Raw genomic sequence first — 23,051 nt, 5'->3', positions numbered from 1 at the left:
CCGCGGATCAGCGCTTTAGCTAGCGCCCTGCCACACCACGGCAGTTGCCACGGCAGCACGCCCCTCACCGCGGCCGGTGAAACCGAGGTGATCGGTGCTGGTGGCGGCAATAGATGCCGGCGCGCCCAAAATTTCGCTGATAAGGGCTTGGGCCTCTTCGCGGCGCGGCCCCATCTTTGGGGTTTGGCCAATCATCTGTGCGGCCACGTTGCCAATGATGAAGCCTTCGCGCTCAAGCAACTCGCGGCATTCTCTAAGCAAGCGCTCGCCTGAAACATTGTCGTATTCGCTTCTGCCTACGCCCACAAAGCTGCCAAGATCTCCAAGGCCGGCGGCACTTAGAAGCGCATCGACGATGGCGTGGGCTACCACGTCGCCATCGGAGTGGCCTTCGCAGCCATCCGCGTTTTCAAAGCGAAGGCAGGCCAGCATGCACGCTTTGCCCTCCTGGATCTGGTGGGCATCGGTGCCGATACCAACGCGGGGGATGATGTGATTAGTCACCGGGAACCTCAAATTCTGTGCTCTCTGCCTGGGCGCTCACCACGGTGGCGAGGGCAAAGTCCATGGGAGTGGTTACTTTAAAGGCCATTGGGTCGCCTTGTACGCAGCGCACCGGATAACCAGCCCATTCCATAAGCGAGGCATCGTCGGTGGGCTGGAAGTCTGAGGGCGAATCAAAATAGCGCCGGTTGGCGTTGCGCAATGCCTCCAGGTCAAAACCTTGTGGCGTTTGCACCGCCATGAGCGAGGAACGCTGCGGGGTATTCAGCACGAATTGGCCCTCGACCTGCTTGATGGTGTCGGATACCGGCAGCACCGGAATCACGGCGGCGTTACCTTCAAGCACCGCGGCACTCACACGCGCGATCATCCCGGGAGGGGTCAGTGCCCTTGCTGCGTCGTGAATCAGCACCACGCCCTGCTCCTGGGCGATGGCCTGCAGGCCACACCACACGCTGTCGAATCGTTCCGCGCCGCCGTCGACAAGCTCGATCGGCACCTCGGCGCGATCAAGGCCTGCTTTGTGCAGCAGGGATTGGGCATGTGCCCGCATGGCTGGGCTGATAACGACCAAGATTTGATCGACGATTTCCGATCGAATCATCGCCTGGATTGAACGTTCCAGCAGGCTGCGCCCGTGGAGTTCAACATAGGCCTTAGGCATATCAGCCCCAAGCCTTTTGCCCACGCCCGCGGCCGCAATGATGGCGGTGACCGGGCGTGCCATATTAGAAGGCGAGCTCGTCGAGGTCTACTTCTTTATCGTCAAAGCTCATCGGCTCTTCCGGCGCCGTCTCAGCCGAACGGTGACGCTCGATGGTGGCATCCACCTCAGCCAGAAGCGCATCGGCCTTCTTCTCGTCGTTGACCTCGGCCAAAGAAAGCTCGCCCACGAGCACCTGACGCGCCTTTGCCAACATGCGCTTCTCGCCGGCAGATAGGCCCTTGCCCTGGTCGCGGCGCCAGAGATCGCGAACAACCTCGGCCACCTTATTCACGTCACCTGATGCCAGGCGCTCCTGGTTTGCCTTGAAGCGACGCGACCAGTTGGTGGCCTCTTCAACATCAGCCTCGCGCAGGAAACCGAACACCTTCTTCAGCCCTGCATCGTCGACCACATCGCGCACGCCCACAAGCTCGGCGTTTTTAGAAGGCACGCGAACTACCAGGTCAGACTGGTGAATTTGCAGCACTAGGTACTCTAAGGTCTCCCCACCCATTTCCCGATGCTCAATATCTGCCACCACAGCAGCGCCGTGGTGCGGGTACACAACGGTGTCGCCGACCTTAAAATCCATGGAACTCTCCTTCAAGCTGTACGCACGCGTAACTGCCGTATTGTATCACTGGCTGCATCTGGCGCCCTGCTCGCAGGGGCAGAAATGCTAATCCTTTCGTTTTACCCCGTTTGGCTTGATCAATCACACACTGACTGTGTACCACCGGCCACAAAGCACTAAAGTGGGGTGAAGTAAAATGCTCGCGACAGCTTCGGATGAGCTTTTCGACGCATCCGCCACTGTCTTATCCGTTTTCACGATGGAGGACGTACACGTGAAGTCCCTTAAGTCGGCCGCACTCGCACCCGGTCTCGCCTGCTGCGCCCTTGTGCTCGCATCCTGCGGCGCAGGCCAGATCACCCAGACCGATACCCAGGTAGCGGCTGTAGATGGCGCGTCCGCTAACACCGCCGATAACCTTGTTTCCCTGCGCGACGTCACCGTCCAGGTTAAAAACAATGGCAAGGCTGGCTTGAAGTTCACCGCCTCCAACCTGGATAAGGGCGATCGCGAGCACACCCTCAAGAGCGTCAGCGTTGAAGGCAAAGACGTCTCCCTCGACGGCGACCTGAGCATGGGTCCCGGCTGCTCGCTCGTGGCAGACCTCGAAGGCGAATTGAAGAACATCCCTTCTACCAACAAGGCCTGCCTGAACAAGGTAGCTACTTCCGTTGATAACCCCGGCTTCCCCGTCGGCGGCAACACCGACGTGAAGTTCGTATTCGACGACGGCCAAGAGGTCAACGTTGTAGCCACCATCTCCGAGCCTCTGCCCGAGGCCGGCTCCCTTGAGCGCCAGGCACCGGAGAAGAAGCACTAAAAGCATCCTCCTAAAAAACGCGCAGCTTCGGCTGCGCGTTTTTGCATGTCAGAACGCAAATCGGGGGTGGTGTTTTAAGGTAGGAGCCATGGCAAAAGCAAAGCGCAGCACCCATGTGTGCTCTGAATGCGGATATGAGGCACCCAAGTGGCTAGGGCGATGCCCCGAATGCGGGGCATGGGGCTCTTTTGAAGAACACGCCCCCGTTGCAGCAAGTGCCCGATCTTCGCTGCGCATTGCCCCGAATGCCCCGGCGCTGAACATCACCAAGATTGATCCCACGCTTTCTACCGTGCGCAGCACCGGGATCAGCGAGCTGGATCGCGTGCTTGGCAAGGGCATTGTGCCCGGCTCTGTTATCTTGCTCGCCGGTGAACCCGGCGTGGGGAAATCCACCCTGCTGCTTGAGGTAGCAAGCAAATGGGCGCAGTGCGAAGGCAGCGATGGCCAAAAGCGCAAGGCCTTATACATCACCGCCGAGGAATCTGCCGGGCAGGTAAGGATGCGCGCCGAGCGCACCGGCGCACTGCAGGAAAATCTTTACCTGGCCGCCGAATCACAACTCGACGTGGTATTTAGCCATGTTGAGGCCATCAAGCCCTCACTACTCATCGTGGACTCTGTGCAAACCATGCAGGCAAGCGGTGTGGAAGGTGTGTCGGGTGGCGTGGCCCAATCACGCGCCGTTACCGCAGCGCTTACGAGCCTGGCCAAAGAAACAGCCATCCCCGTGCTGCTGGTTGGCCACGTCACCAAAGACGGCAATGTCGCAGGCCCTCGCACCCTAGAGCACCTGGTGGATGTGGTGCTGAACTTTGAGGGCGATCGCCACTCAACACTCAGAATGCTGCGCGGGATCAAAAACCGTTTCGGTGCCACCGATGAGGTGGGCTGCTTTGAGCAACAACACGATGGCATCCACGAAGTACCCGATCCTTCTGGGCTGTTTTTATCGCACCGCGATGCCACCCCCGACGGCACAGCGGTCACAGTGGCGATGGATGGGGTGCGCCCCATCTTGGCGGAAGTCCAAGCACTCGTGGTGCCCACTGAATCTAAAAATCCCCGGCGCGCCGTTACGGGGCTCGATGCCACCCGTGTGCCCATGGTGTTGGCCGTGCTTTCTGCGCGGGCGAAAAAGCGCACGCACGATAAAGAGGTGTATGTGGCAACCGTGGGTGGGGTGAAAGTGGGCGAACCTGCCGTAGACCTGGCCATTGCCCTGGCCACCGCCAGTGCGATGACTGGGCGTGCTTTGCCCAAGCGCACGGTGGTTGTAGGCGAGGTGGGCTTGGCGGGAGAAATCCGTGCAGTGCCAAATTTGCAGCGAAGGCTCCAAGAAGCACACCGCCTTGGATACGGCAAAGCGATCATTCCCAATGCCGATGTGGATATACCCGGGATGCAGTTGCAGAAGGTGGGAACGATCGCTGAGGCGCTAGCGGTGCTTGGGGCCTAGGCCAGGTTAAAGGTTACTGGCTGTGAGGGGTTCTGCCCGATCACGGTGTGCAGATAGTAGCCGCCTGGTGCGGCCTCGGGACGATCCCCACATTCATTCGGTGCGCTTTGGGTGCGCGACCAAGCCGCCTCGAAGCTGCGCTCCTGGCCAGCTTTGAAGGTCTGGCGGCCCTGCGCCACCGGGTTGTTGCAGTCGATATCCGACCACACGCGCTGATTGGTGCCTAAGTCATACACCTCGAAGCGAAGGGGTTGCTCATCTAAATCAACCTCGCAATCAACCTCGGTGGGGTTACGCACCGTCATATAGAACACAGGCTGCTCACCGGCTGGGTAATCAGGACGATTGGTTTTGGCAATCACCTGCAAATCTTCTACCCGGCAGGTGGCATCTTCGGCGGGTGCCTCACTAGAGGCAGCTTCCGTGCTTTCCTGACTCGACTCCGCGCTTTCGGTGCTTTCTTCTTCCTGAGCGCTGGAAGTAGTCGTGGTTGTGGTGCTCGTGGCGGTTACGCTGCTGCTTTGCGCAACCTGCTCGCTATCATCATTGCCACGCAGGCTTGATACGAGCCACACAAAGAGCAACGCGAGGATCACAAGCACAATCGCGGCGGCTGCGCGACGGCGCTTGTAATACTTTTCTGGCAGGCGATCCGGGGCGAAGTTTTGGGAATCCACGTTCTTTAGAATACGAACTTTTTAGCGCCAGGCTACGCTTACACCCCGGACATGCCAAAGAGGATTTACCAGGCCGCTACTGTTTCCACGGTGGCGTCGTCAAGCTTATAGCGAGCAGCAACCACATTGAGCCTGCCTGCTTCTACTGCCTCACGGATCACCGAGGAGGTAGACAGAATCTTTTCTGCCATGCGTGCGGCATGCTGGCGCTCGAAATCCTCGCGATCATGCATCCCGGCCTGCTTGGCCTTGGTAATGCTGGGCAGGATCTGCTCCACCAACACCCGCTGCTGCGCAGGAGGAAGGTCCGCACCCTCATACACCTCGGCGGTAGCTTTGACCGCACCGCAGTTCTGGTGGCCCATGATCACCAGCAGCTCCACGCCAAGGCCAGCCACGGCGAATTCCAAGGTGGCCATCACGCCGATATCTACCACCTCGCCTGCGGTACGCACCACGAAGAGATCACCGAGGCCTGCATCGAAGATGAGCTCCGCGGGAACGCGGGAATCCGAGCAGGTAAAGACACACGCATAGGGATTTTGGCCGGCTTGCAGCGCTGCACGGCGATCTTCATCCTGGTTGGGGCGGGCAGGTGTGCCTTCAGCAAAGCGCTGATTGGCCTCCAACATCGTGTTCCAGAGGGTAGAAGAAGAATTCGCACTCATACCAAGTATTGTGGCACTTCACGCACCCTGCTTGTTAAAACTTAACCGGAAAACTTTCTAATCCCGTGAATTTTGCACCCCTGCAATCAAAGATTATCGCCTGGTATCGCGACAATGCCCGCAGCATTGTGTGGCGCAATCCCCACACCAGTGCCTGGGGCGTGCTGCTCAGCGAGGTAATGAGCCAGCAAACCCAAGTCTCTCGCGTAGAGCCAATCTGGCAGGCCTGGATGCAGCGCTGGCCTACCCCCGCCGACTTCGCTGCTGCACCAAGGGCCGATATTTTGCGGGCCTGGGGCAAGCTCGGCTATCCCCGGCGCGCCCTCAGGCTGCACGAGTGTGCCCGAATAATCACCCAAGACTATGGCGGCGAGGTACCGCAGGATGTAGATGAGCTTTTAGCACTACCTGGCATCGGCGATTACACCGCCCGTGCCGTGGCCGCTTTTGCCTATGGCCAGCGCGTGCCGGTGGTAGATACCAATGTGCGCAGGGTGCTCAACAGGCTGATCCACGGCCGCTTTCTGGCAGGCAATGCCGCAAAGCGTGAGCTCAAAGAGGTTGAAGCCTTATTGCCCGAAGACGATGCGCCTGTGTTTTCGGTGGGGCTGATGGAGCTCGGCGCTTTGGTGTGTACGCCTAAACCTCTATGCCAACAGTGCCCGGTTATACAGCAGTGCCAATGGCAAGCCCTGGGCAAGCCCATGCCTACCGATGAGGAATTGGCGGCTAAAAAGCGCAGGCAGCAAAAATTCCAGGGCACCGATCGGCAGGTGCGGGGTTTGATTATGGATGCCCTTCGCAGTGCAGATCGGCCCTTGAGCCAAGCAGACATTGATGTGGTGTGGCCTGATGCCGCGCAGCGTTCAAGGGCGCTTTATTCGCTGCTCGAAGATCACTTGGCTGAGCAAACGGAGCAAGGAACGTTTCGGCTACCGCAATAACCAGCTCAGCGCTGCGCGCTGAAAGTTTGCTGCTGGGTGCTAGTGCCACGCAACTGAACAACGTTAAGCTATTGGGGTGAAATCCTCATCTGCAAATAGCTCAATGCAAGACCTTGCTTACTGCGCGGTCTTTGCCGCATTGATTATCGTCTTTGCCTTCGTTTCCATCCCCGTGGGTGCTGCCGGTGTGCCCATCGTGCTGCAAAATGCCATCGTGATCCTAGCCGGGCTCATCCTTGGCCCTAAGCGCGGCCTGCTTGCCACCGCACTGTTTCTTGCCATTGGCTTACTTGGCATTCCGGTGCTTGCCGGTGGCCGCTCCACGCTTTCGGCAATGGCCGGGCCAACCATTGGCTATATGGTGGGCTATCTCTTTGCGGCATTCGTCGCAGGCGCTATTGCCTACCGCGCGGGCAAGGGCGCTTCTGCTGTCATCACCCTCGCCATTGCGGCACTAAGCGGTTTGGCCATCCAATACATTCTTGGCAGCGTTGGTTTGATGCTTCGCGCCGATATGGCATTTGGCCCTGCCCTGGCAGTCAATGGGCCTTTCATTATCCCCGACTTGATCAAGATGGCTGCTGCGGTGGCTATTGCTTCTGGTGTGCATAAGGCTTTCCCGGATCTGCGTAAGAGGGCCTAACACGTGCCAGTAATCCGCTTTGACCAGGCTTGTGTTCGCTTTGATGAGTTCACAGCCCTTGAGCCGACCACCTTGGAGCTTAAAGAACAGCGCATCGCCATTATTGGTGAAAATGGTGGCGGTAAATCGACCTTGGTGCGCTTGATTAATGGCCTTGGCGCACCGAGTTCCGGGCGTGTGGAGTTTGATGGACTCGACCTAGCCAAGCAGGCAAAGCAGGTGCGCAAGCAAGTGGGCTTTGTGTTTTCTGATCCAGAAAACCAGATTGTGATGCCCACGGTGGCAGACGATATTGCCTTCTCTTTGCGCAGATTTAAGCTGCCTGCAGAGCAGCGCAAGCAGCGCGTGCAGGAGATTCTTCGCCGTTTTGGCTTAGAGCAGCTCCAGGATCAATCGCCCCATGTGCTCTCAGGTGGGCAAAAGCACCTCCTGGCGCTTGCCGCAGTACTGGTGATTGACCCGAAGTTGATTGTGGCCGATGAGCCCACCACCTTGTTGGATCTGCGCAATAGGGATCGTCTTCGCCAGATCTTTTCCACGCTTGATCAGCAGCTCATCGTGGTAACCCACGACCTGGAATTTGTTGAAGATTTCGACCGCGCCATTTGCCTGCATAACCACCGAGTTGCAGCCGATGGACCCCCAAAAGACGTGATTGCCCAGTACAAGGAATTTATTGGCCATGAATAGGCAGCGCCTTCCCCTAGGCGTTTATGTTGCTGGCACAACGCCGATTCACCGCATGCCCGCAGGATGGAAGTTCCTAGCGTTGGTGATCTTTGTTATCACCACCGCCATTTGGGTCCACACTGCTGCTTGGGCTTTGGCCGTGATTGGCGTTGTGGTGCTGCTCTATGCCGTGGCGCGGATCCCGATCGGGATTGCTTGGTCGCAGATCTGGATGACCTTGCCGGTGCTTGGCATGCTGTGTGCGTTTCAGTGGTGGCAATATGGCCCGGATCGCGCCATCGGTGTCACCGGTGCGCTTTTGGCGGCGTTGATGCTGGCCGCCTTGCTTACGCTTACCACCCCGCTTGAGGCGATGATGGATGCGCTCGAGCGCTCCCTTCGCCCCTTCGAGCGCTGGCTGCCGGTGGATCAGATCGTGCTGGCCATTTCTTTGACCATCCGTTTGATCCCCTTGATGTTCGGCACCGTGTTTGAGGTTCTTGATGCCCGCAAGGCCCGCGGGGTGAATTTCTCCATCACCGCCATTGGTACACCGGTGTTGATTCGAGCTATTCGACGAGCCCGCGCCATCGCCGATGCCCTGATCGCCAGGGGTGCTGCGGATTAATTATTTCCAGCGCCCGCGATAGTGCAGGCCGCCGGGGAGATTCACATACACCCCGCCCCTGCTATTGAGCGTGACAGGCCCAATGCGGGTGCTCGCAGAGGTGCCCGACTTGGATACATTCAGCCAGCTATTTTTGCCAATTTTCTTTCTTTGGCGGAAAAAGATGCCCACGTTCGATCCTTTCTGATTGATCAATATCCTAGGCGCAACCATTGTGGGCATAGAAAAAGACCCAGGTTAAAACCTGGGCCTTTTTATCGCTAGCTTTCGGGCACGTCCTCTGGATCATCGGCAGCATCGATCACTGCCTGCTGAGCCTCGAGCACTTCCTCGGATTCGAGGTCGAGATCGTCAAGAGGCTTGGGGCTTGAGGTGAAGGTGAACTTGGCCTTATCGGTGTCCTTCGATTCACCATCCCAGCCCTCAACATCGACGTAGACGATTTCGCCTGCGGCAACCTCGCCAAAGAGGATCTTCTCAGACAAGGTATCTTCGATCTCTCGCTGAATGGTGCGACGCAAAGGACGTGCACCAAGCACCGGGTCGAAGCCGCGGGTAGCCAGGAGGTTCTTGGCCTTATCGCTGAGCTCAATTTCCATATCCTTTTGAGCCAGTGCCTTAGCTACACGAGAGACAAGCAGGTCTACCATCTCGACGATCTGCTCGCGGGTGAGCTGGTGGAAGACCACAATATCGTCGATACGGTTTAGGAACTCAGGTCGGAAGTGCTTCTTGAGCTCATCGTTGACCTTCTGCTTCATGCGCTCATACTGGCCGGCCTCATCATCAGCACCGGAGGCGCTAAAGCCCATGCCCACGGCCTTGGAAATGTCCTGGGTGCCGAGGTTTGAGGTGAAGATCAGCACGGTGTTCTTAAAGTCCACCACGCGGCCTTGGCCGTCGGTAAGCTTGCCCTCTTCAAGGACCTGCAACAAGGTGTTGTAGATCTCCTTGTGGGCCTTCTCGATTTCGTCGAAAAGCACCACGGAGAAAGGCTTACGGCGAACCTTCTCGGTGAGCTGGCCACCTTCTTCATAGCCAACGTAGCCGGGAGGCGCACCGAACAGGCGCGAGGCGGTGAAGCGATCATGGAACTCACCCATGTCGATTTGGATGAGCGCATCATCGTCGCCGAAGAGGAAGTTGGCCAGCGCCTTGGAAAGCTCGGTCTTACCCACACCGGAAGGTCCGGCGAAGATGAAGGAGCCGGAAGGACGGCGGGGATCTTTCAGCCCGGCGCGGGTACGGCGGATGGCGCGCGAGACGCTCTTGACCGCATCGTCTTGGCCAATGATGCGCTTGTGCAGCTCATCTTCCATGCGCAGCAGACGCGAGGATTCTTCCTCGGTGAGCTTGAACACGGGAATGCCGGTCCAGTTGCCGAGCACCTCCGCGATCTGCTCTTCGCCTACCTCTGCAATATCGACCAATTCGCCGGAGCGCCACTGCTGTTCCTTCTCGGCGCGTTCCTCGTTGAGCTGGCGTTCCTTATCGCGCAGGGAAGCGGCAAGCTCAAAGTCTTGGGCATCGATAGCCGATTCCTTCTCGCGGCGAACCTCCGCGATGCGGTCATCGACCTTGCGCACAGATTCCGGTGCCGTCATCCGCTTAATACGCATGCGAGCGCCGGCTTCGTCGATAAGGTCAACGGCCTTATCGGGCAAGAAGCGGTCATTGATGTAGCGATCGGAAAGCTGCGCTGCAGCAGCCAGGGCGCCATCGGTAATGGAGACGCGGTGGTGCGCCTCGTAGCGATCGCGCAGACCTTTCAGGATCTCGATGGTCATATCCACCGAAGGCTCAGGCACCTGCACGGGCTGGAAACGACGCTCAAGTGCCGCATCCTTTTCAATGTGCTTACGGTACTCGTCCAAGGTGGTAGCACCGATGGTCTGCAGCTCACCGCGAGCAAGCTTCGGCTTTAATAGCGAGGCTGCGTCGATAGCGCCTTCGGCAGCACCGGCGCCGACGAGGGTGTGGATCTCGTCGATGAACAAAATAATGTCGCCGCGCTGGTTAATCTCCTTGAGCACCTTTTTCAGGCGTTCCTCAAAATCGCCGCGGTAGCGAGAACCGGCTACCAGGGAGCCGAGGTCAAGGGTATAAAGCTGCTTATCTTTGAGCGTTTCGGGCACCTTGCCATTGACAATGTCCAAGGCCAGGCCTTCAACCACGGCAGTTTTACCCACGCCGGGCTCGCCAATGAGCACAGGATTGTTCTTGGTGCGACGCGAGAGCACCTGCATGATGCGCTCGATTTCTTGCTCGCGGCCAACAACGGGATCCAGCTTGCCGTCCTTGGCAGCTTGGGTGAGGTTGCGTCCGAATTGATCTAATACCAGCGAATTGGATCGCTCGGCGGCCTGGGTCGCCCGCGATGCGCGGCCAGCGGCAGTGGCACCAGCACCTACGGCATCGCCTTGGCCACCGGACTCTGGGCTTTCGCCGCCCTCATAGCCGGAGAGAAGCTGAATAACCTGCTGGCGCACGCGCGGCAAGTCTGCGCCGAGCTTGACCAGCACCTGGGCAGCCACGCCATCGCCTTCGCGGATCAGGCCGAGCAGCAGGAACTCGGTACCGATATATTTGTGGCCCATTTGCAGGCCCTCACGCAAGGAAAGCTCAAGGACCTTCTTTGCACGCGGAGTAAAGGGAATGTGCCCAACGGGGGCTTCGGTGCCGTGACCGATAATCTCTTCTACCTCTTGGCGCACGGCCTCAAGCGAAATGCCCATGGATTCTAGGGCCTTGGCGGCAACGCCTTCGCCTTCGTGGATAAGTCCGAGCAGGATGTGCTCGGTGCCGATATAGCTATGGTTGAGTCCTCGCGCTTCTTCTTGCGCGAGCACGATCACGCGCCTGGCTCGGTCTGTAAACCGCTCGAACATGGTTGCTCCCTTAATTTTTTCTTTCCCCATTGGCCTGCCATAGGCCTTGGGCGTGAATGTCTACCCACTCTAACGCCGTCGTAGGCCTGGCAATCCCGTATTTTCTGCACCCACCCCAATAAGCGCACCATTGCTGCTGGTAGAGGGGCATTTTTGGGCGTGTACGCCATAAGCGAACAGCCCAGTTGCGCAAGCGTGAGGTGTCAGGCGGAAAATCCAGGGCAATAATCTGCCGGAAAATTGAAATAATTAGACGGTTATTTAAAGAAAAATTCATCTAGGAAGTGTTGCGTATTGCGCTTAAGTGCGCTTTACTTAAGCAACAGCGAGAGCATATCGCTCAACGCGTCCCTTACGTTACAAGTCCACTTCATAGAAGGAAGAACACATGGATTTCCTCCTCCAAATTCAGCAGATCGTCGACGCCCCCATCAAGGATCTGCTTGTTCAGCTCCAGACCTCCCTCCCGGACGTTGACCTTTCCAACCTGTTCACCATCAACGGCCCTGAGACCGTCGGCGACCTGAACTTCGGCTCCTCCTTCGATAACGCCAACTTCGGCTCCTCCGACTTCGGTTCCGGACACAACGAATTCGGCTCCTCCGAATTCCTGCACCCCGAGGTGAGCGTTAACGGCATTAAGGACTAGTAATCCCCTTAAGCCTCAAAGCCGGGTACGCACAGTGCGTACCCGGCTTTTTGCATGCCACTTTCAACAACGCTGCATAAAAATAATCCAGCCCCTTGCGCCCCATGCGTCACACCCAAGTGCGTTTTCAGACCAAGTTTTGTGTGGCTTGCGCGATAGTTTCTCCTCCCAGGTGCCCTAGATCACTACCTCAGGTTACACCCACGGGGGTAACACTGATATAGCAAATCCGCTGCTCACAGCGTTTTGCTAATTTTGCAATACCCTAGTTTCACAGAATTCCCGCGGGCTCGACGTTTGCTCAGTACGTTTCTTTGCAAGCAGCTGGCCGCAGGTTCAACCTCGACCACTGAAGTCAGCCGCCAACCTCTTTTGACCAAACCCCGCCCCGGCGGGCCGACTGACCTCTCGAGCCTTCTATGAACTCTCAATCTCACTCCCGCAAGCGAGTGCCCACGGAAGCAGAATTCATTGCGGTGGAAAAGTCTGATGACTTCCAGCACCTCCGCAAGACCTTCCGCGGCTTCGCTTTCCCCGTTACCGTCGCCTTCTTGGCCTGGTACCTCTTCTACATCGTCGTAGCCACCTACGCCTATGACTTCGTCACCACCCCCGTCATCGGCGTTATCAACATCGGCATGATCCTCGGCCTTGCACAATTCGCAACCGCCGGACTGATCACCTGGGCATACGTGCGATTCGCCGATAACAAGCTCGATCCTGAAACCGCCAAGATCCGCCAGCAGATGGAACAGGAGGCCTAAGCCATGAATACAGCTCATCTCGCGGCCTCAGAAACCGTCGATACCGGCAACCCCTTGCTCAACATCGGCATCTTCGTCCTCTTCATCGTCGTCACCATGACGGTGGTGGTGCGCGCCACCAAGAAGACCTCACAGAAGGGCTCCGATTTCTACACCGGCGGCGCTAGCTTCTCCGGTTGGCAAAACGGCCTCGCCATCTCCGGCGACTACCTCTCAGCGGCAGCCTTCTTGGGCGTGACCGGCGCTATTGCCCTCTACGGCTACGATGGCTTCCTCTACTCCGTTGGATTCCTCATCGCGTTGCTCGTGGCCTTGGTGCTGGTAGCAGAGCCGCTTCGTAACACCGGCCGCTTCACCATGGCCGACGTGCTCTCCTTCCGCCTCAAGCAGCGCCCCGTGCGCATGGCAGCAGCCATCTCTACGCTTTCGATCTCTCTGTTCTACCTGATCGCCCAGATGGCTGGCGCCGGCGGACTGGTGGCTCTGCTCCTTGGTATTCAAGGTCGCGCCGCACAATCCGGCGTGGTGGCCATCGTGGGTGTGCTCATGATCGTCTACGTGCTCGTCGGCGGCATGAAGGGCACCACCTATGTGCAGATGATTAAGGCCGTGCTCCTGGTGGGCGGGTCCATCGTGATTGCCCTGCTTACCTTCTTCGCCGTTCGCGGCGGCTTTAATGAGGTGCTCTCGCAGGCTGTGGCCAATCACCCCGATGGCGACCGCGTCCTAGGCCCTGGCCTGAAATACGGCAAGAATGAGCTGACCAAGCTCGACTTCATCTCCCTCGGCATGGCCCTGGTGTTCGGTACCTCTGGCCTTCCCCACGTACTCATGCGCTTCTACACCGTGCCCACCGCGCGCGAGGCGCGTCGTTCAGTTACCTGGACCATCGGCATTGTGGCCCTGTTCTTCCTGCTCACCGTGGTCATGGGCTATGGCGCAGCAGCCCTCGTTGGCACCGACGCCATTGAAAATGCCCCAGGTGGCGTGAACTCCGCTGTGCTGCTGCTTTCTGCAGAAGTGGGCGGCACCATCTTCATGGCATGCATCTCTGCTATCGCCTTCGCCACCATCCTTGCTGTGGTGGCAGGCCTGGCCATTACCGCCTCGGCTTCGGTGGCGCACGATATTTACAACTCCGTGATCCGCAATGGCGAAGCTACAGAAGAAGAACAGGTTCGCGTTTCGCGCATCACCGTGGTGGTCATCGGCGTGCTCGCCATCGTACTGGGCATCGGCGCTATCGGCCAAAACATTGCCTTCCTGGTGGCACTGGCCTTCGGCATCGCCGCCTCTGCCAACCTGCCCACCATCTTGTACTCGCTGTACTGGAAGCGCTTCAACACCACCGGTGCCGTGTTCTCCATCTATGGCGGTCTGCTTACCAGCGTGATTCTGATTATCTTCTCCCCTGCTGTGTCTGGTACTCCCACTTCCTTCTTGGGCGAGAACATCGACTTTGCCTGGTTCCCGCTGACCAACCCCTCGATCATCGCCATCCCCATGGGCTTTATCTTGGGCATCGTTGGCACCTTCGTGGGCAAGCCCGATAACTTCCAGGGCAAGGCCTCTGAGATGCAGGTCCGTTCCCTTACCGGCGTTGGTGTGGAAAAGGCCGTGCAGCACTAAGCAGCACCAGCAAGCGCTAAGCAACACCAACCCTGGCGCACCTGCCCCGCTTCGGCGGGGCTTTTGCTTGCCAAAATATTGCTTTTGGGCACCTTAGAAGTTCTGATAATCGGGGGTTGGCGAGTAGCATGTCAGCAGATACCACTGCCCTTGACCTCTCGAGAGGAATTATGGATCGACAACGCACATCAACCTCGAAGATGCAGGCAGTCCTCCAAACCCGCGAGCTCGTCTTGGTCAATGGCGATACGGTGCCTGATCTCGATATCCTCCCGGGCTTAACCCTTATGCACTGCAACCCCCTGCTCGATGCCGCCACCCTTGCCATGACCATTGGCGGCAGGCTGGCCAGCAAAAGCGGCGAGGTGCTCGTTCGCAGTGGGCATAAGCGCCTGAGTAACAAGAAGGTTATTCAAAAAAGCATTGCCCTAGCCGGTGTGCCGGAGGTTGATTCCATTGAGCCGCGAGTACCCATCCGCAGCATCGTGCGCGAGCAGGTGGTGTGGACCTCGCATTGGTGGCAGCAAGTGCCCAAAGAGCTCAGCCAAATCGACCGCTATCAGCAGGCCGCCAAGCTCTTAGATTTTCACCTCGACGATGATCAAGCCAAGACCACTGCACCGGCTTCGCTTAATCCGCTGGAATCGTTTCAGCTTCGCATCGTCTTAGCCCTGATCGCACGCCCGGAAGCCTCGGTGTTATTGGTCAATGACATCGACGGGGTGCGCAATGTTGCTCTCCGACGCGAGCTGCTACAAAGGCTGCAAGGCGTGGCCGAAAAGATGGCGGTAGTGGTGTTAAGCACCAATGCGCTTGATAAAGAGCTGTGCCATCACTTCATTGACCTCGATAACAACCCTCTCGGCCAGGCTTTCCAAGCCCCGCCGCAAATCGAGGCTCCGAAGGAGCCAGCTCGGCCGAATAAGCAGATCGATGTGCCGAGCTTTCAAAAGCCGCACCTGGATTATCGCCGCCGCAGTGATGGGCGCGCTGGAACGCAGCGGCGTAGAAGCGATGGCGAGTTCCAAAAGCCCAAGCCGCAAATCGTTGCGCCACCGAAGCGTCGACAAGCTCCCCAATTCCCTCCAAGATTTAATGGACCACGCACATGAACCTCTTTCATATCGGATCTGAGCTTCGCCGCTTTGGCACGGGTAAATTCCCCCTGGCCACCGTGTTTGTGCTCATTTTGATTCCCCTGCTCTTTGGTGGCCTGTTTGTGTGGTCCTATTGGGATCCGGCTTCCAGGGTGAAGGATCTGCCCGTTGCGCTGGTGAATTCCGATGAGGGCGCCAAGATTAATGGCCAAGACGTAAATGTTGGCCAAAATGTTGTCGATACCCTCATCGATTCTGGGCGCGTGGAATTTGAGCAGGTCGATCCCGATGCTGCTCTCAAGGGCGTGAAAGATGGCACCTATTACTTCGCCATCGAGGTGCCCAAGGATTTCTCGCAGGCGGTGGCTACCGTTCAAGAAACCGGCACCCCTGATCGCACCACGCTCACGGCGTTATTTAATAACGCCAATGGTTATCTCGGTGCCGTCATGGGCAACACCATTGTGAGCAATGTGGTGAAAAACATCGATAGCCTGCTTGGTTCCCAAGTCACCGCCAGGCTGCTCGTGGGCTATTCCACGGTGCCCGACCCGGCCGCCCCGCCAGAAAATCCCTCTGCGGCCGAGGGCACCTGGTCGATTGCAGAAGGCATTGATCGACTCGACGATGGCGCGCATCAGCTTGCCGATGGCAGCGAGCAGCTCAAAGACGGTGTGGGACAAGCCAACGATGGCGTAGGCGCGCTTGCCGATGGCCTCAAGCAGCTTCAGGGCGCCACCGACAAACTCGGCGACGGCGCAGGTGAAGTAGCCGATGGCGTGCGCCAAGTGCAGGAAAATGCCGAGCAGCTCGCCGGGAAACAAAAGCTCCTTGCCTCCGCGCTGGTGGATATCGACACCGGTTTGCGCGAGATTGGCACGCCCGAGGCGATGAAGCTGGCCGATCAAACCAAAGGGCTCATCGATGCCATCAAAGAAGGCCAAGACCCCGAATCCTTGGAAAAACTGCAGCTCCTTGCCGCCGGCGCCGCCGAGGTGCAGCGCCAATTGCTTGACCCCCAGGCAGACTATCGCGGCGGTTTAATCAAGGTCCAAGGCGGCACCGATCGCCTGAAAAATGGCACCCAGCAGCTTTTCGACGCCTCCGAGCAACTCACCGTAGGCACCCGCCAGCTTGCCGACGGCACCACGCAGCTCGCCGAAGGCACCGACCGCATGGTGGTGGCCGCCTCCATGCTCTCTGATGGCCTGGTGGAATTAGGCACCGATGGCTCCCAATTAGCCTTGCAGGTAGCAGGTGGCGACGCCGACAAACCAGAACAAGCCACCAGCACCAACCCCGGCCTTCCCCTCTCCGGCATGGGCTTAGCACCCATCTTCATCTCCATGGGCCTCTTTGTTGGCGCAACCACCACCTACATGGTGTTTCGACCCCTGCAGCGCCGCGTGATCGAATCCGGTGCTGCCCCCTTCAAGGTGGTGATGGCCTCCTTCTTGCCCACCGTGATCATCGGCCTGGCACAAGCCACCGTGATGTACTTGGTGCAGCACTTCGCACTCGGGCTTGAGGCGCATCGCGGCCTTGGGCTGCTGGCAGCCATGTACCTATGGTCCATCACAGCCATGGCCATTGCCCAGGGGCTCAACGCCATATTCGGCGTGGCCCTTGGCCGCACCCTCGGCATGGCGCTGATGACACTGCAGATGGTCTCCTCCGGTGGCCTCTACCCTGCAGAAACCCAGCCGGCGCCGCTTCGCTGGTTCCACACCTTCGACCCCATGACCTACTCGGTGAATCTGATGCGCCAGATGATCTTCGAAACTGACCTCTCGGTGGATCACCGCATGTGGATCTCGCTTGCCGTGCTCGTTGGCATTCTGGTGCTCTTCCTCCTCGGCTCCACTTTCGCTGCTGCTCGCGAGCGTCAGATCAAGTACCAGGAGTTCAGGCCGCAGGTGACGGTGTAGGGTTGCCTAGCAACACACTAGGAGGTTCCTCATGGCTATTCTTCACAGCCTGCAATTTGGCTATGGCAACCCAAAAACCATCGTATTTTTGGGTTCCATCGGATCCACCGCACGCATGTGGACCCCACAGCTCGATGCCTTCGCCCCCACCCACCACGTGATCGCCCTCGATCACCGTGGCCACGGCGGCTCCAAGGTCATTGATAAGCCCTGCACCATCCAGGACATGGCCAATGATGTGCTCGATACCCTCGATGCCCTCGGCGTTCGCCACTTCGGGGTTGTTGGGCTTTCTCTCGGCGGCGCCGTGGCGCAATATCTTGCGGCCAATTCCGAGCGCGTGACCCGCTCCGTGCTCATGTGTACCTCGGCTAATTTCGCCGACCCGGAAGTGTGGGCAAAGCGCATCAAGATCACCAAGGAGCGCGGCACGAAAGCGCTGGCAGACGATATTGTGGCCCGCTGGTTTACCCCCAACTACACCGAGCAGCACCTCGCCACCGTGGATCTGTTTAGGCGGATGCTGGCCAATACCGATGACACTGGCTATATCCGCTGCTGCGAGGCCCTGGCCGACTTTGATTTCAGCGATCAGCTCAGCAGCATTAGCGCCCCCGTGCTGGCGATTGCCGGTGCCAATGATGAAGGCACCCCACCTGCAGAACTCGAGGCCATTGCCGATAACGTGGGCGGGCCTTCGATGCTGCAGGTGATTAGCCCCGGCTCACATATTCTCAACGTAGAGGCGGCGAGCGACGTCAACCGCCTGCTTCGCCGCCACTTCGTGGTCTAGGCTATTGCACCCGAGCTGCGCGCTCGCCGCGCACCTTCGGGATGAACAAGCTGGTTGCAACCGAGATACCAAGGATCACCGCACCTGCAATAAAGGCGGTGGTGTATCCGGCGGTGGAATCCGAGCCCTCGGGCGAGCCAGCCACCATGAATACCGGCAGCACCGCGAAGGAGATACCGGCACCGAGGTTAAATGCCGCGGAGTTCATGCCCGGCAAGAAGCCCTCATTATCTGCAGGCGAATTCACCACACCGAGGTTATTGAGCACGATATTGCCAATACCTGCGTAGGTAACACCGAGCAGAATCACCAGCGCCACCAGCATGAACTGCGAGTGCACGCCCACAAAGGCAAGCACTAATAACAGCAGTGCGGAGGCAATATTGCCCATGCGCAAAAGTCGGCCGTAGCCAATCTTTGGTGCAAGGCGGCCAGCAAACGGGCCTACTAGCCAGCCCACCAGCGCATAAGGGGTGAGCATGACCAGGCTGGCAAAGTCAGGCCGCATATCAAAGCCCGCATCGGGGTTCTGGGCCAGCGAGATAGCCACGCCGTTGACGGCGGCGAACACACCGGTCATGGTGAGCACGGTGGTAAGCAGCAGTGCCCAAGTTTCGCGGCGCTTGAGGTACTTTGGCGCCACCAGTGGTTGGGTGTGCTTGTTTTCGTAATTCCAGAAGACGGCAAAAACCACCAGCCCGAGGATGATCAAGCCGAGCACATAGATCCAGTTCGCGGCTCCTGCCTTACCAGCCTCATTTGCGGCCAGGGTGAAGGCCAAGACAGAAACCACGAGGATCGCAGCACCAGTCCAGTCCATGCGAACGCTATTAGAGGGCTTGGATTCAGGTGCCCACTTCACCACTACCAGGCAAGCAAGTGCGCCGATGATGGCGATCAGCCAGAACACCGAACGGAAGCCGTAGTGCTCAGCCATCCAGCCGCCGACGATCACGTCGATACCGGCAATACCGCCATTTACAGCGGCGATCAGGCCAAGCAGGGTGCCAAGGCGCACTTCGTCTTTAACCTGGCTGCGCAGCATGATCAGCGTCATGGGGATGGTCGGGCCTGCAATGCCCTGCAGTGCGCGGGCAAAGAGCAGCACCCAAATATTCGGTGCGAGCGCTGCGAGCACACCGCCTAGCGCCATCACGGCGAGCATGAAGCTCAGCACCTTCTTACGGCCTGCGATATCGGAAAAGCGCGGCAAGAAAAGTCCGCACATCGCACCTGCGGTAAAGAAGGCGGTCTGGGTTAGCCCCACCTTGGCTTCGGTGGTGTCGAGCTCTACTGCCATGGTCTTGAGCACCGGCGAAAGCATCGAGGCATTGAGCTGGAATGCGACGGCTGCGCTGAGCAGCACGAACATCAGCAGCGGCAACCCGCCTTTGCGGGTATCTACTGGGTCGGAATGTTTCATCAGCAGTCTTTCTTTTCTATGCGAAGTTGGTGTTGCCGATGCGCTCAAGAGCGTCCACGAGCAGCGTCCAGAATTTTTCGCGGTCTACATCCATTGCCACACGATGGCGCGGTGTGCCTTCCTGGGCATCGCGAACCCCAAGCCTTGCAGGTTCACCATCATCCCAGGTGGTGCGGAAATCGACGATTGTTTGGCCCCGGGCATAATCGCCTTGGGTTTCTACATAAATATCTGCGGCCACGGTACGCAGCACGCTGGGGTCTGCCACCGCTGCCATGGCCAGCGGATCATGCATGGGCGGGCCGGGATAGCCACGCTCTTGCATATAGGCCTGGCCAAAGAACTCAATGAGCTCAGCTACAAATTGGGATACATCAGTGCCAACGCCTTGAAGCTGCGCTAGACGCTCCGGCACGGCGAGCACCTGGTGGGTGACATCGAGGCCAACCATGGTGATCGGCCACGCAGCTTCAAACACGATGCGCGCGGCTTCCGGGTCGGCCAAGATATTGAATTCGGCTGCCGGCGTCATATTGCCGCTGTGGTGGCCTCCACCCATCAAGGTGATGCCGCCGACGCGCTGGATTAGCTCCGGGTACATGCGCGCAAACAGCGCGATATTCGTAAGCGCACCGGTGGGCACCAGCGTGATCTCGCCCGGGGCGTGCTCGCGCACGAGGTCGGCAATGAGGTTCACGGCGTGGCGTGGGTCAAGCTCTACGCCAGGTGCTGGCAGTTGCGGGCCATCAAGCCCGGAATCACCGTGGATTTCTTCGGGGATAAGCTGCGGGCCAAGCAAAGGCCGATCGGCTCCTGCGGCAAAAGGCACCCCGCTGATTCCTGCCACGCGGGCAAGGGCTCGGGCGTTATTGGTGACCTTCTCTAGGGTTTGATTACCGGCAACGGTGCTAACACCGAGTAATTCGATATCGGGGTTACCCCACGCCAAAAGGAGGGCTACGGCGTCGTCGTGGCCGGGGTCGCAGTCGTAGATGACCTTGGGCATGATGCTCCAATCGCGAAGTTTTGCGGAAAACGCGCGGCCTTCGCTGCGCCACGGCATACTAAAGGCTATGCACCTTCAGTCTCACCGCACGCAACACGAGCCTGGCGCAACCGTTCTCATCGCTCACGGTTTTGCCGAACATCAAGGCCGCTACACACAGCTTATCCATCAACTCAACCATCATGGATTCGACGTGGTCAGCTACGATCACGCCAACCACGGCAGCAATATTGAGCGCGAAAAAGATAAGGCCTGTGTTGATGTAGAAGCATTGATACAGACCCACCTCAAGGCCAGAAATGAGGTGGCCTCCACGATGCGCACCTCCACCATGATTCTGCTTGGCCATTCCATGGGTGGGCTCATTACCGCAGCTTCTACCCTGCAGCACCCCCACGGCATTGGTGGGGTTATTCTCTCTGCTCCTGCGCTTAGCCTGGGCAATGCCATGCCCAAGCCGGTCATGCGTGCTGCCCGCCAGGTGGCGCGGGTACTACCAAGGCTTGGTACTGCGGCGATTCCGCCGGAGCAATTAACTTCCGATGAAGACGTGCAGCGCAAGTATGTTGAAGATCCGCTGAATTGTGTGGGCAAGGTGCCACTGCTGAGCGCTTCTACGATGTATGCCCAAGGCCAGAAGGTCTTAGAACAAAAGCAGCAGTGGCCGCTTTGGGTGCCACTGCTTGCGATCCAGGGCACCTCGGATGAGATTGTGAACCCAGAAGGCACCCGCGAGTTGGTCAAAAGCGCAGAGCGTCGTGGTGTAGACGTGCAGTACTACGAGGTAGCCGGTGGGCGCCACGAGGTGCTTGGTGCACCCTATGACGCAGAAACCACCCCACTGATCATGGGGTGGTTGCGTAGGTTTACCCAGCAGTTCTAGGTGCGGGTTTTCATCTGTCGGCCTACTTCGTCGTAGACGAATTCAACATCGGGGCCGATCACCACTTGCACGTTGTCTTGGGATGGGCGCATCACGCCCACTACCCCGGCGCGCTTGATGGCGGGTTCATCGACCTTGGTGTAGTCCTCTACGTTCACGCGAAGGCGTGTGGCGCAGTGGTCGAGCACCTTGATGTTTTCTGCACCGCCAAGGCCTGCGAGGATCTGCGATGCGATCTGCTCGGTGGAGGCATCGGCTGGGAGTTCGGCTTCTTGTTCGCCTGCTACTTCTTCATTGCGCCCGGGTGTGGAGAGGTTGAACTTGCCAATGAGGAAGTAGAAGATGCCGAAGTACACGCCGAAGTAGATCACGCCGAGCACGATGAGCATCCACCATTGATGCGCCAAGGGGTTGCGGGCTTGGAGCACCATATCGATAAATCCTGCAGAGAAGGCGAAGCCCGAGGTCCACTCAAAGGCTGCGGCAAGGGCCAGGGACAGGCCGGTGAGCAGCGCGTGCACCACGTAGAGGGCTGGTGCGAGGAACATGAAGGAGAATTCCAGCGGCTCGGTCACACCGGTGAGGAAGGAAGTTAGTGCACCGGCGAGCATGAGGGAGCCCACCACCTTCTTGCGGGAGGCATCGGCGCGCAGGTACATGGCCAGTGCTGCACCGGGCAGGCCGAACATCATCACGGGGAAGAAGCCGGCGAGGTAGCGTCCGGTAATGCCTTCTACCTGGCAGACGTTGTTTTCCCACAGGCCTGGGCAGGAAGCGGCGTCGGTGGCGTTGCGTGCGGCCTCGATGGTTTCTGCGCCGCCGAGGAACTTGCCAATGTCGTTCACGCCGATCACGTCGAACCAGAAAATGGAGTTCAGTGCGTGGTGCAGGCCGGTGGGGATGAGCAGGCGGTTGGCAAAGCCATAGATGCCGGCGCCGAGCACGCCCATGCCCTGGATCCATTCGCCGAAGTTAAACAACACATTGTAGATGTACGGCCAGGCGATAAAGAGGATGCCTGCGAGCACGATGGAAAAGACGGAGGTCAGAATCGGCACCAGGCGCCTGCCGCCGAAGAACGCCAGGTAGGGAGGGAGTTTGACGGTGTGGAACTTGTTATAGGTCCAGCCGGCCAAAATACCCACGGCGATACCGATGAGCACATTTTTGCCGTTGATGGCGTCCCATCCGTGCGAGGCCCAGTCGAGGGCTGCGTCACCGGTGAGTTCTGTTGGGTCGCCTAGGCCTTTAAAGGTGGCGACGTTATCGGGCGAGATCAAGGTGGTCACTGTGGCAAAGCCAACCCAGCCTGAGAGTGCTGCGGCGCCGTTGGAATCTTTTGCCCAGCCAAAGGCGATGGCGATGGCGAAGATCCAGCCCAGATTATCCAGCACCGCTTTGCCGGAGGCGATCAACACCATGGATACGACGTTGCCGGAGCCCCAGCCTGCGGGGTCCACCCAGTAGCCAAGGCCAAGCAGGATCGCGGCCACCGGCATCACGGCCACCGCGCCCATCAAGGCTTTGCCTAGACGCTGCAGTTGCGCACTCACCGTCTTCATGGCACTTCCTTTCGTTGAGGGGAAATGCAAGCTTTTCGACGGGACGCGGCAAGAAACTTAAGCGACGCTCTCGCCGAAACCTTGCGCTTGTATTTCTCAGTTTAGCGCCCAAAAACATCAGTTGTCTGACAAATGCG

Annotated in this window: 23 protein-coding genes; 13 read left to right on the top strand and 10 right to left on the bottom strand. The window is 58.5% G+C overall.

What is annotated here, in order from left to right:
- Positions 1-15: 15 nt before the first annotated feature.
- From ispF to CPPEL_RS01660, 3 genes are read right to left on the bottom strand one after another with little or no spacing between them, the layout of a single operon-like run.
- Positions 16-504: a 2-C-methyl-D-erythritol 2,4-cyclodiphosphate synthase gene (gene ispF, locus CPPEL_RS01670; RefSeq protein WP_123959516.1), complete on the bottom strand. Its 489-nt coding sequence runs from the start codon at positions 502-504 to the stop codon at positions 16-18.
- Entirely contained in the window at positions 497-1,231 is a 735-nt protein-coding gene (gene ispD, locus CPPEL_RS01665) for a 2-C-methyl-D-erythritol 4-phosphate cytidylyltransferase (protein WP_123959515.1), read from the bottom strand. Before ispD ends, ispF begins: the two co-directional genes overlap by 8 nt.
- 1 nt (position 1,232) lies before the next feature.
- On the bottom strand, positions 1,233-1,802 hold the full coding sequence (locus tag CPPEL_RS01660; protein WP_123959514.1) for a CarD family transcriptional regulator: 570 nt from the start codon (positions 1,800-1,802) through the stop codon (positions 1,233-1,235).
- Between the two features lie 241 nt (positions 1,803-2,043).
- Here CPPEL_RS01660 and CPPEL_RS01655 point away from each other — a divergent pair, with 241 nt between their 5' ends.
- The gene (locus CPPEL_RS01655) at positions 2,044-2,604 is read left to right on the top strand and encodes a hypothetical protein (RefSeq protein ID WP_123961185.1); all 561 of its coding nucleotides are present in this window, start codon (positions 2,044-2,046) and stop codon (positions 2,602-2,604) included.
- An 88-nt stretch (positions 2,605-2,692) separates the two neighbouring features.
- Positions 2,693-4,063 carry a DNA repair protein RadA gene (gene radA, locus CPPEL_RS01650; protein ID WP_123959513.1) on the top strand — a complete coding sequence of 457 codons (1,371 nt, stop codon included), beginning with the start codon at positions 2,693-2,695 and terminating at the stop codon, positions 4,061-4,063.
- Here the strand turns inward: radA and CPPEL_RS01645 are convergent.
- Together CPPEL_RS01645 and CPPEL_RS01640 are read right to left on the bottom strand one after the other, a co-directional pair.
- Positions 4,060-4,740, bottom strand: coding sequence for a hypothetical protein (locus CPPEL_RS01645; RefSeq protein WP_123959512.1), 681 nt, complete (start codon positions 4,738-4,740; stop codon positions 4,060-4,062). The genes radA and CPPEL_RS01645 overlap by 4 nt on opposite strands.
- Positions 4,741-4,805: 65 nt before the next feature.
- The gene (locus CPPEL_RS01640) at positions 4,806-5,408 is read right to left on the bottom strand and encodes a carbonic anhydrase (RefSeq protein WP_123959511.1); all 603 of its coding nucleotides are present in this window, start codon (positions 5,406-5,408) and stop codon (positions 4,806-4,808) included.
- Positions 5,409-5,473: 65 nt separating this feature from the next.
- On the opposite strand from CPPEL_RS01640, the gene CPPEL_RS01635 reads away from it, so the two are divergent.
- The 4 genes from CPPEL_RS01635 to CPPEL_RS01620 all read left to right on the top strand — a co-directional run bounded on the left by CPPEL_RS01635 (position 5,474) and on the right by CPPEL_RS01620 (position 8,292).
- Entirely contained in the window at positions 5,474-6,352 is an 879-nt protein-coding gene (locus CPPEL_RS01635; RefSeq protein WP_123959510.1) for an HhH-GPD family protein, read from the top strand.
- A 103-nt stretch (positions 6,353-6,455) separates the two neighbouring features.
- Entirely contained in the window at positions 6,456-6,995 is a 540-nt protein-coding gene (locus tag CPPEL_RS01630; protein WP_123959509.1) for a biotin transporter BioY, read from the top strand.
- 3 nt (positions 6,996-6,998) lie between these two features.
- Positions 6,999-7,685, top strand: coding sequence for an energy-coupling factor ABC transporter ATP-binding protein (locus CPPEL_RS01625; RefSeq protein WP_123959508.1), 687 nt, complete (start codon positions 6,999-7,001; stop codon positions 7,683-7,685).
- On the top strand, positions 7,678-8,292 hold the full coding sequence (locus CPPEL_RS01620) for a CbiQ family ECF transporter T component (RefSeq protein ID WP_123959507.1): 615 nt from the start codon (positions 7,678-7,680) through the stop codon (positions 8,290-8,292). Before CPPEL_RS01625 ends, CPPEL_RS01620 begins: the two co-directional genes overlap by 8 nt.
- Here CPPEL_RS01620 and CPPEL_RS01615 read toward each other — a convergent pair whose 3' ends face one another.
- Positions 8,293-8,463 (bottom strand): DUF4236 domain-containing protein, encoded by a 171-nt coding sequence (locus tag CPPEL_RS01615; protein WP_123959506.1) that lies wholly within the window; start codon positions 8,461-8,463, stop codon positions 8,293-8,295.
- An 89-nt stretch (positions 8,464-8,552) separates the two neighbouring features.
- Positions 8,553-11,180: an ATP-dependent Clp protease ATP-binding subunit gene (locus tag CPPEL_RS01610; protein WP_123959505.1), complete on the bottom strand. Its 2,628-nt coding sequence runs from the start codon at positions 11,178-11,180 to the stop codon at positions 8,553-8,555.
- Positions 11,181-11,568: 388 nt separating this feature from the next.
- On the opposite strand from CPPEL_RS01610, the gene CPPEL_RS01605 reads away from it, so the two are divergent.
- From CPPEL_RS01605 to pcaD, 6 genes are all read left to right on the top strand, one after another.
- On the top strand, positions 11,569-11,829 hold the full coding sequence (locus tag CPPEL_RS01605) for a hypothetical protein (protein ID WP_123959504.1): 261 nt from the start codon (positions 11,569-11,571) through the stop codon (positions 11,827-11,829).
- Positions 11,830-12,248: 419 nt separating this feature from the next.
- Positions 12,249-12,593 (top strand): DUF485 domain-containing protein, encoded by a 345-nt coding sequence (locus CPPEL_RS01600; protein WP_123959503.1) that lies wholly within the window; start codon positions 12,249-12,251, stop codon positions 12,591-12,593.
- A 3-nt stretch (positions 12,594-12,596) separates the two neighbouring features.
- Positions 12,597-14,222: a solute symporter family protein gene (locus tag CPPEL_RS01595; protein ID WP_123959502.1), complete on the top strand. Its 1,626-nt coding sequence runs from the start codon at positions 12,597-12,599 to the stop codon at positions 14,220-14,222.
- Between the two features lie 170 nt (positions 14,223-14,392).
- The gene (locus tag CPPEL_RS01590) at positions 14,393-15,334 is read left to right on the top strand and encodes a hypothetical protein (RefSeq protein ID WP_123959501.1); all 942 of its coding nucleotides are present in this window, start codon (positions 14,393-14,395) and stop codon (positions 15,332-15,334) included.
- Positions 15,331-17,247 (top strand): YhgE/Pip domain-containing protein, encoded by a 1,917-nt coding sequence (locus CPPEL_RS01585; protein WP_123959500.1) that lies wholly within the window; start codon positions 15,331-15,333, stop codon positions 17,245-17,247. The genes CPPEL_RS01590 and CPPEL_RS01585 overlap by 4 nt, the downstream gene beginning before the upstream one ends.
- Positions 17,248-17,278: 31 nt before the next feature.
- Positions 17,279-18,040 (top strand): 3-oxoadipate enol-lactonase, encoded by a 762-nt coding sequence (gene pcaD / locus CPPEL_RS01580; RefSeq protein WP_123959499.1) that lies wholly within the window; start codon positions 17,279-17,281, stop codon positions 18,038-18,040.
- Between the two features lies 1 nt (position 18,041).
- Here the strand turns inward: pcaD and CPPEL_RS01575 are convergent, their stop codons facing one another.
- Together CPPEL_RS01575 and CPPEL_RS01570 are read right to left on the bottom strand one after the other, a co-directional pair.
- Positions 18,042-19,463, bottom strand: coding sequence for an MFS transporter (locus CPPEL_RS01575; RefSeq protein ID WP_123959498.1), 1,422 nt, complete (start codon positions 19,461-19,463; stop codon positions 18,042-18,044).
- Positions 19,464-19,479: 16 nt separating this feature from the next.
- Positions 19,480-20,469: a nucleoside hydrolase gene (locus CPPEL_RS01570; protein ID WP_123959497.1), complete on the bottom strand. Its 990-nt coding sequence runs from the start codon at positions 20,467-20,469 to the stop codon at positions 19,480-19,482.
- A 67-nt stretch (positions 20,470-20,536) separates the two neighbouring features.
- Between CPPEL_RS01570 and CPPEL_RS01565 the strand changes: the two genes are divergently transcribed.
- Positions 20,537-21,352: an alpha/beta fold hydrolase gene (locus tag CPPEL_RS01565; RefSeq protein ID WP_164470344.1), complete on the top strand. Its 816-nt coding sequence runs from the start codon at positions 20,537-20,539 to the stop codon at positions 21,350-21,352.
- Here CPPEL_RS01565 and nagE read toward each other — a convergent pair.
- Positions 21,349-22,914, bottom strand: a complete 1,566-nt coding sequence (nagE, locus tag CPPEL_RS01560) for an N-acetylglucosamine-specific PTS transporter subunit IIBC (RefSeq protein WP_123959495.1) — start codon at positions 22,912-22,914, stop codon at positions 21,349-21,351. The two genes, CPPEL_RS01565 and nagE, sit on opposite strands and share 4 nt — an antisense overlap.
- Between the last annotated feature and the right edge of the window lie 137 nt (positions 22,915-23,051).

The organism is Corynebacterium pseudopelargi, from assembly GCF_003814005.1.
In the GTDB taxonomy this organism is placed as follows: domain Bacteria; phylum Actinomycetota; class Actinomycetes; order Mycobacteriales; family Mycobacteriaceae; genus Corynebacterium; species Corynebacterium pseudopelargi.
Note: the sequence above shows the minus strand (reverse complement) of the source record. Positions and strands in the feature narration are given on the sequence as shown.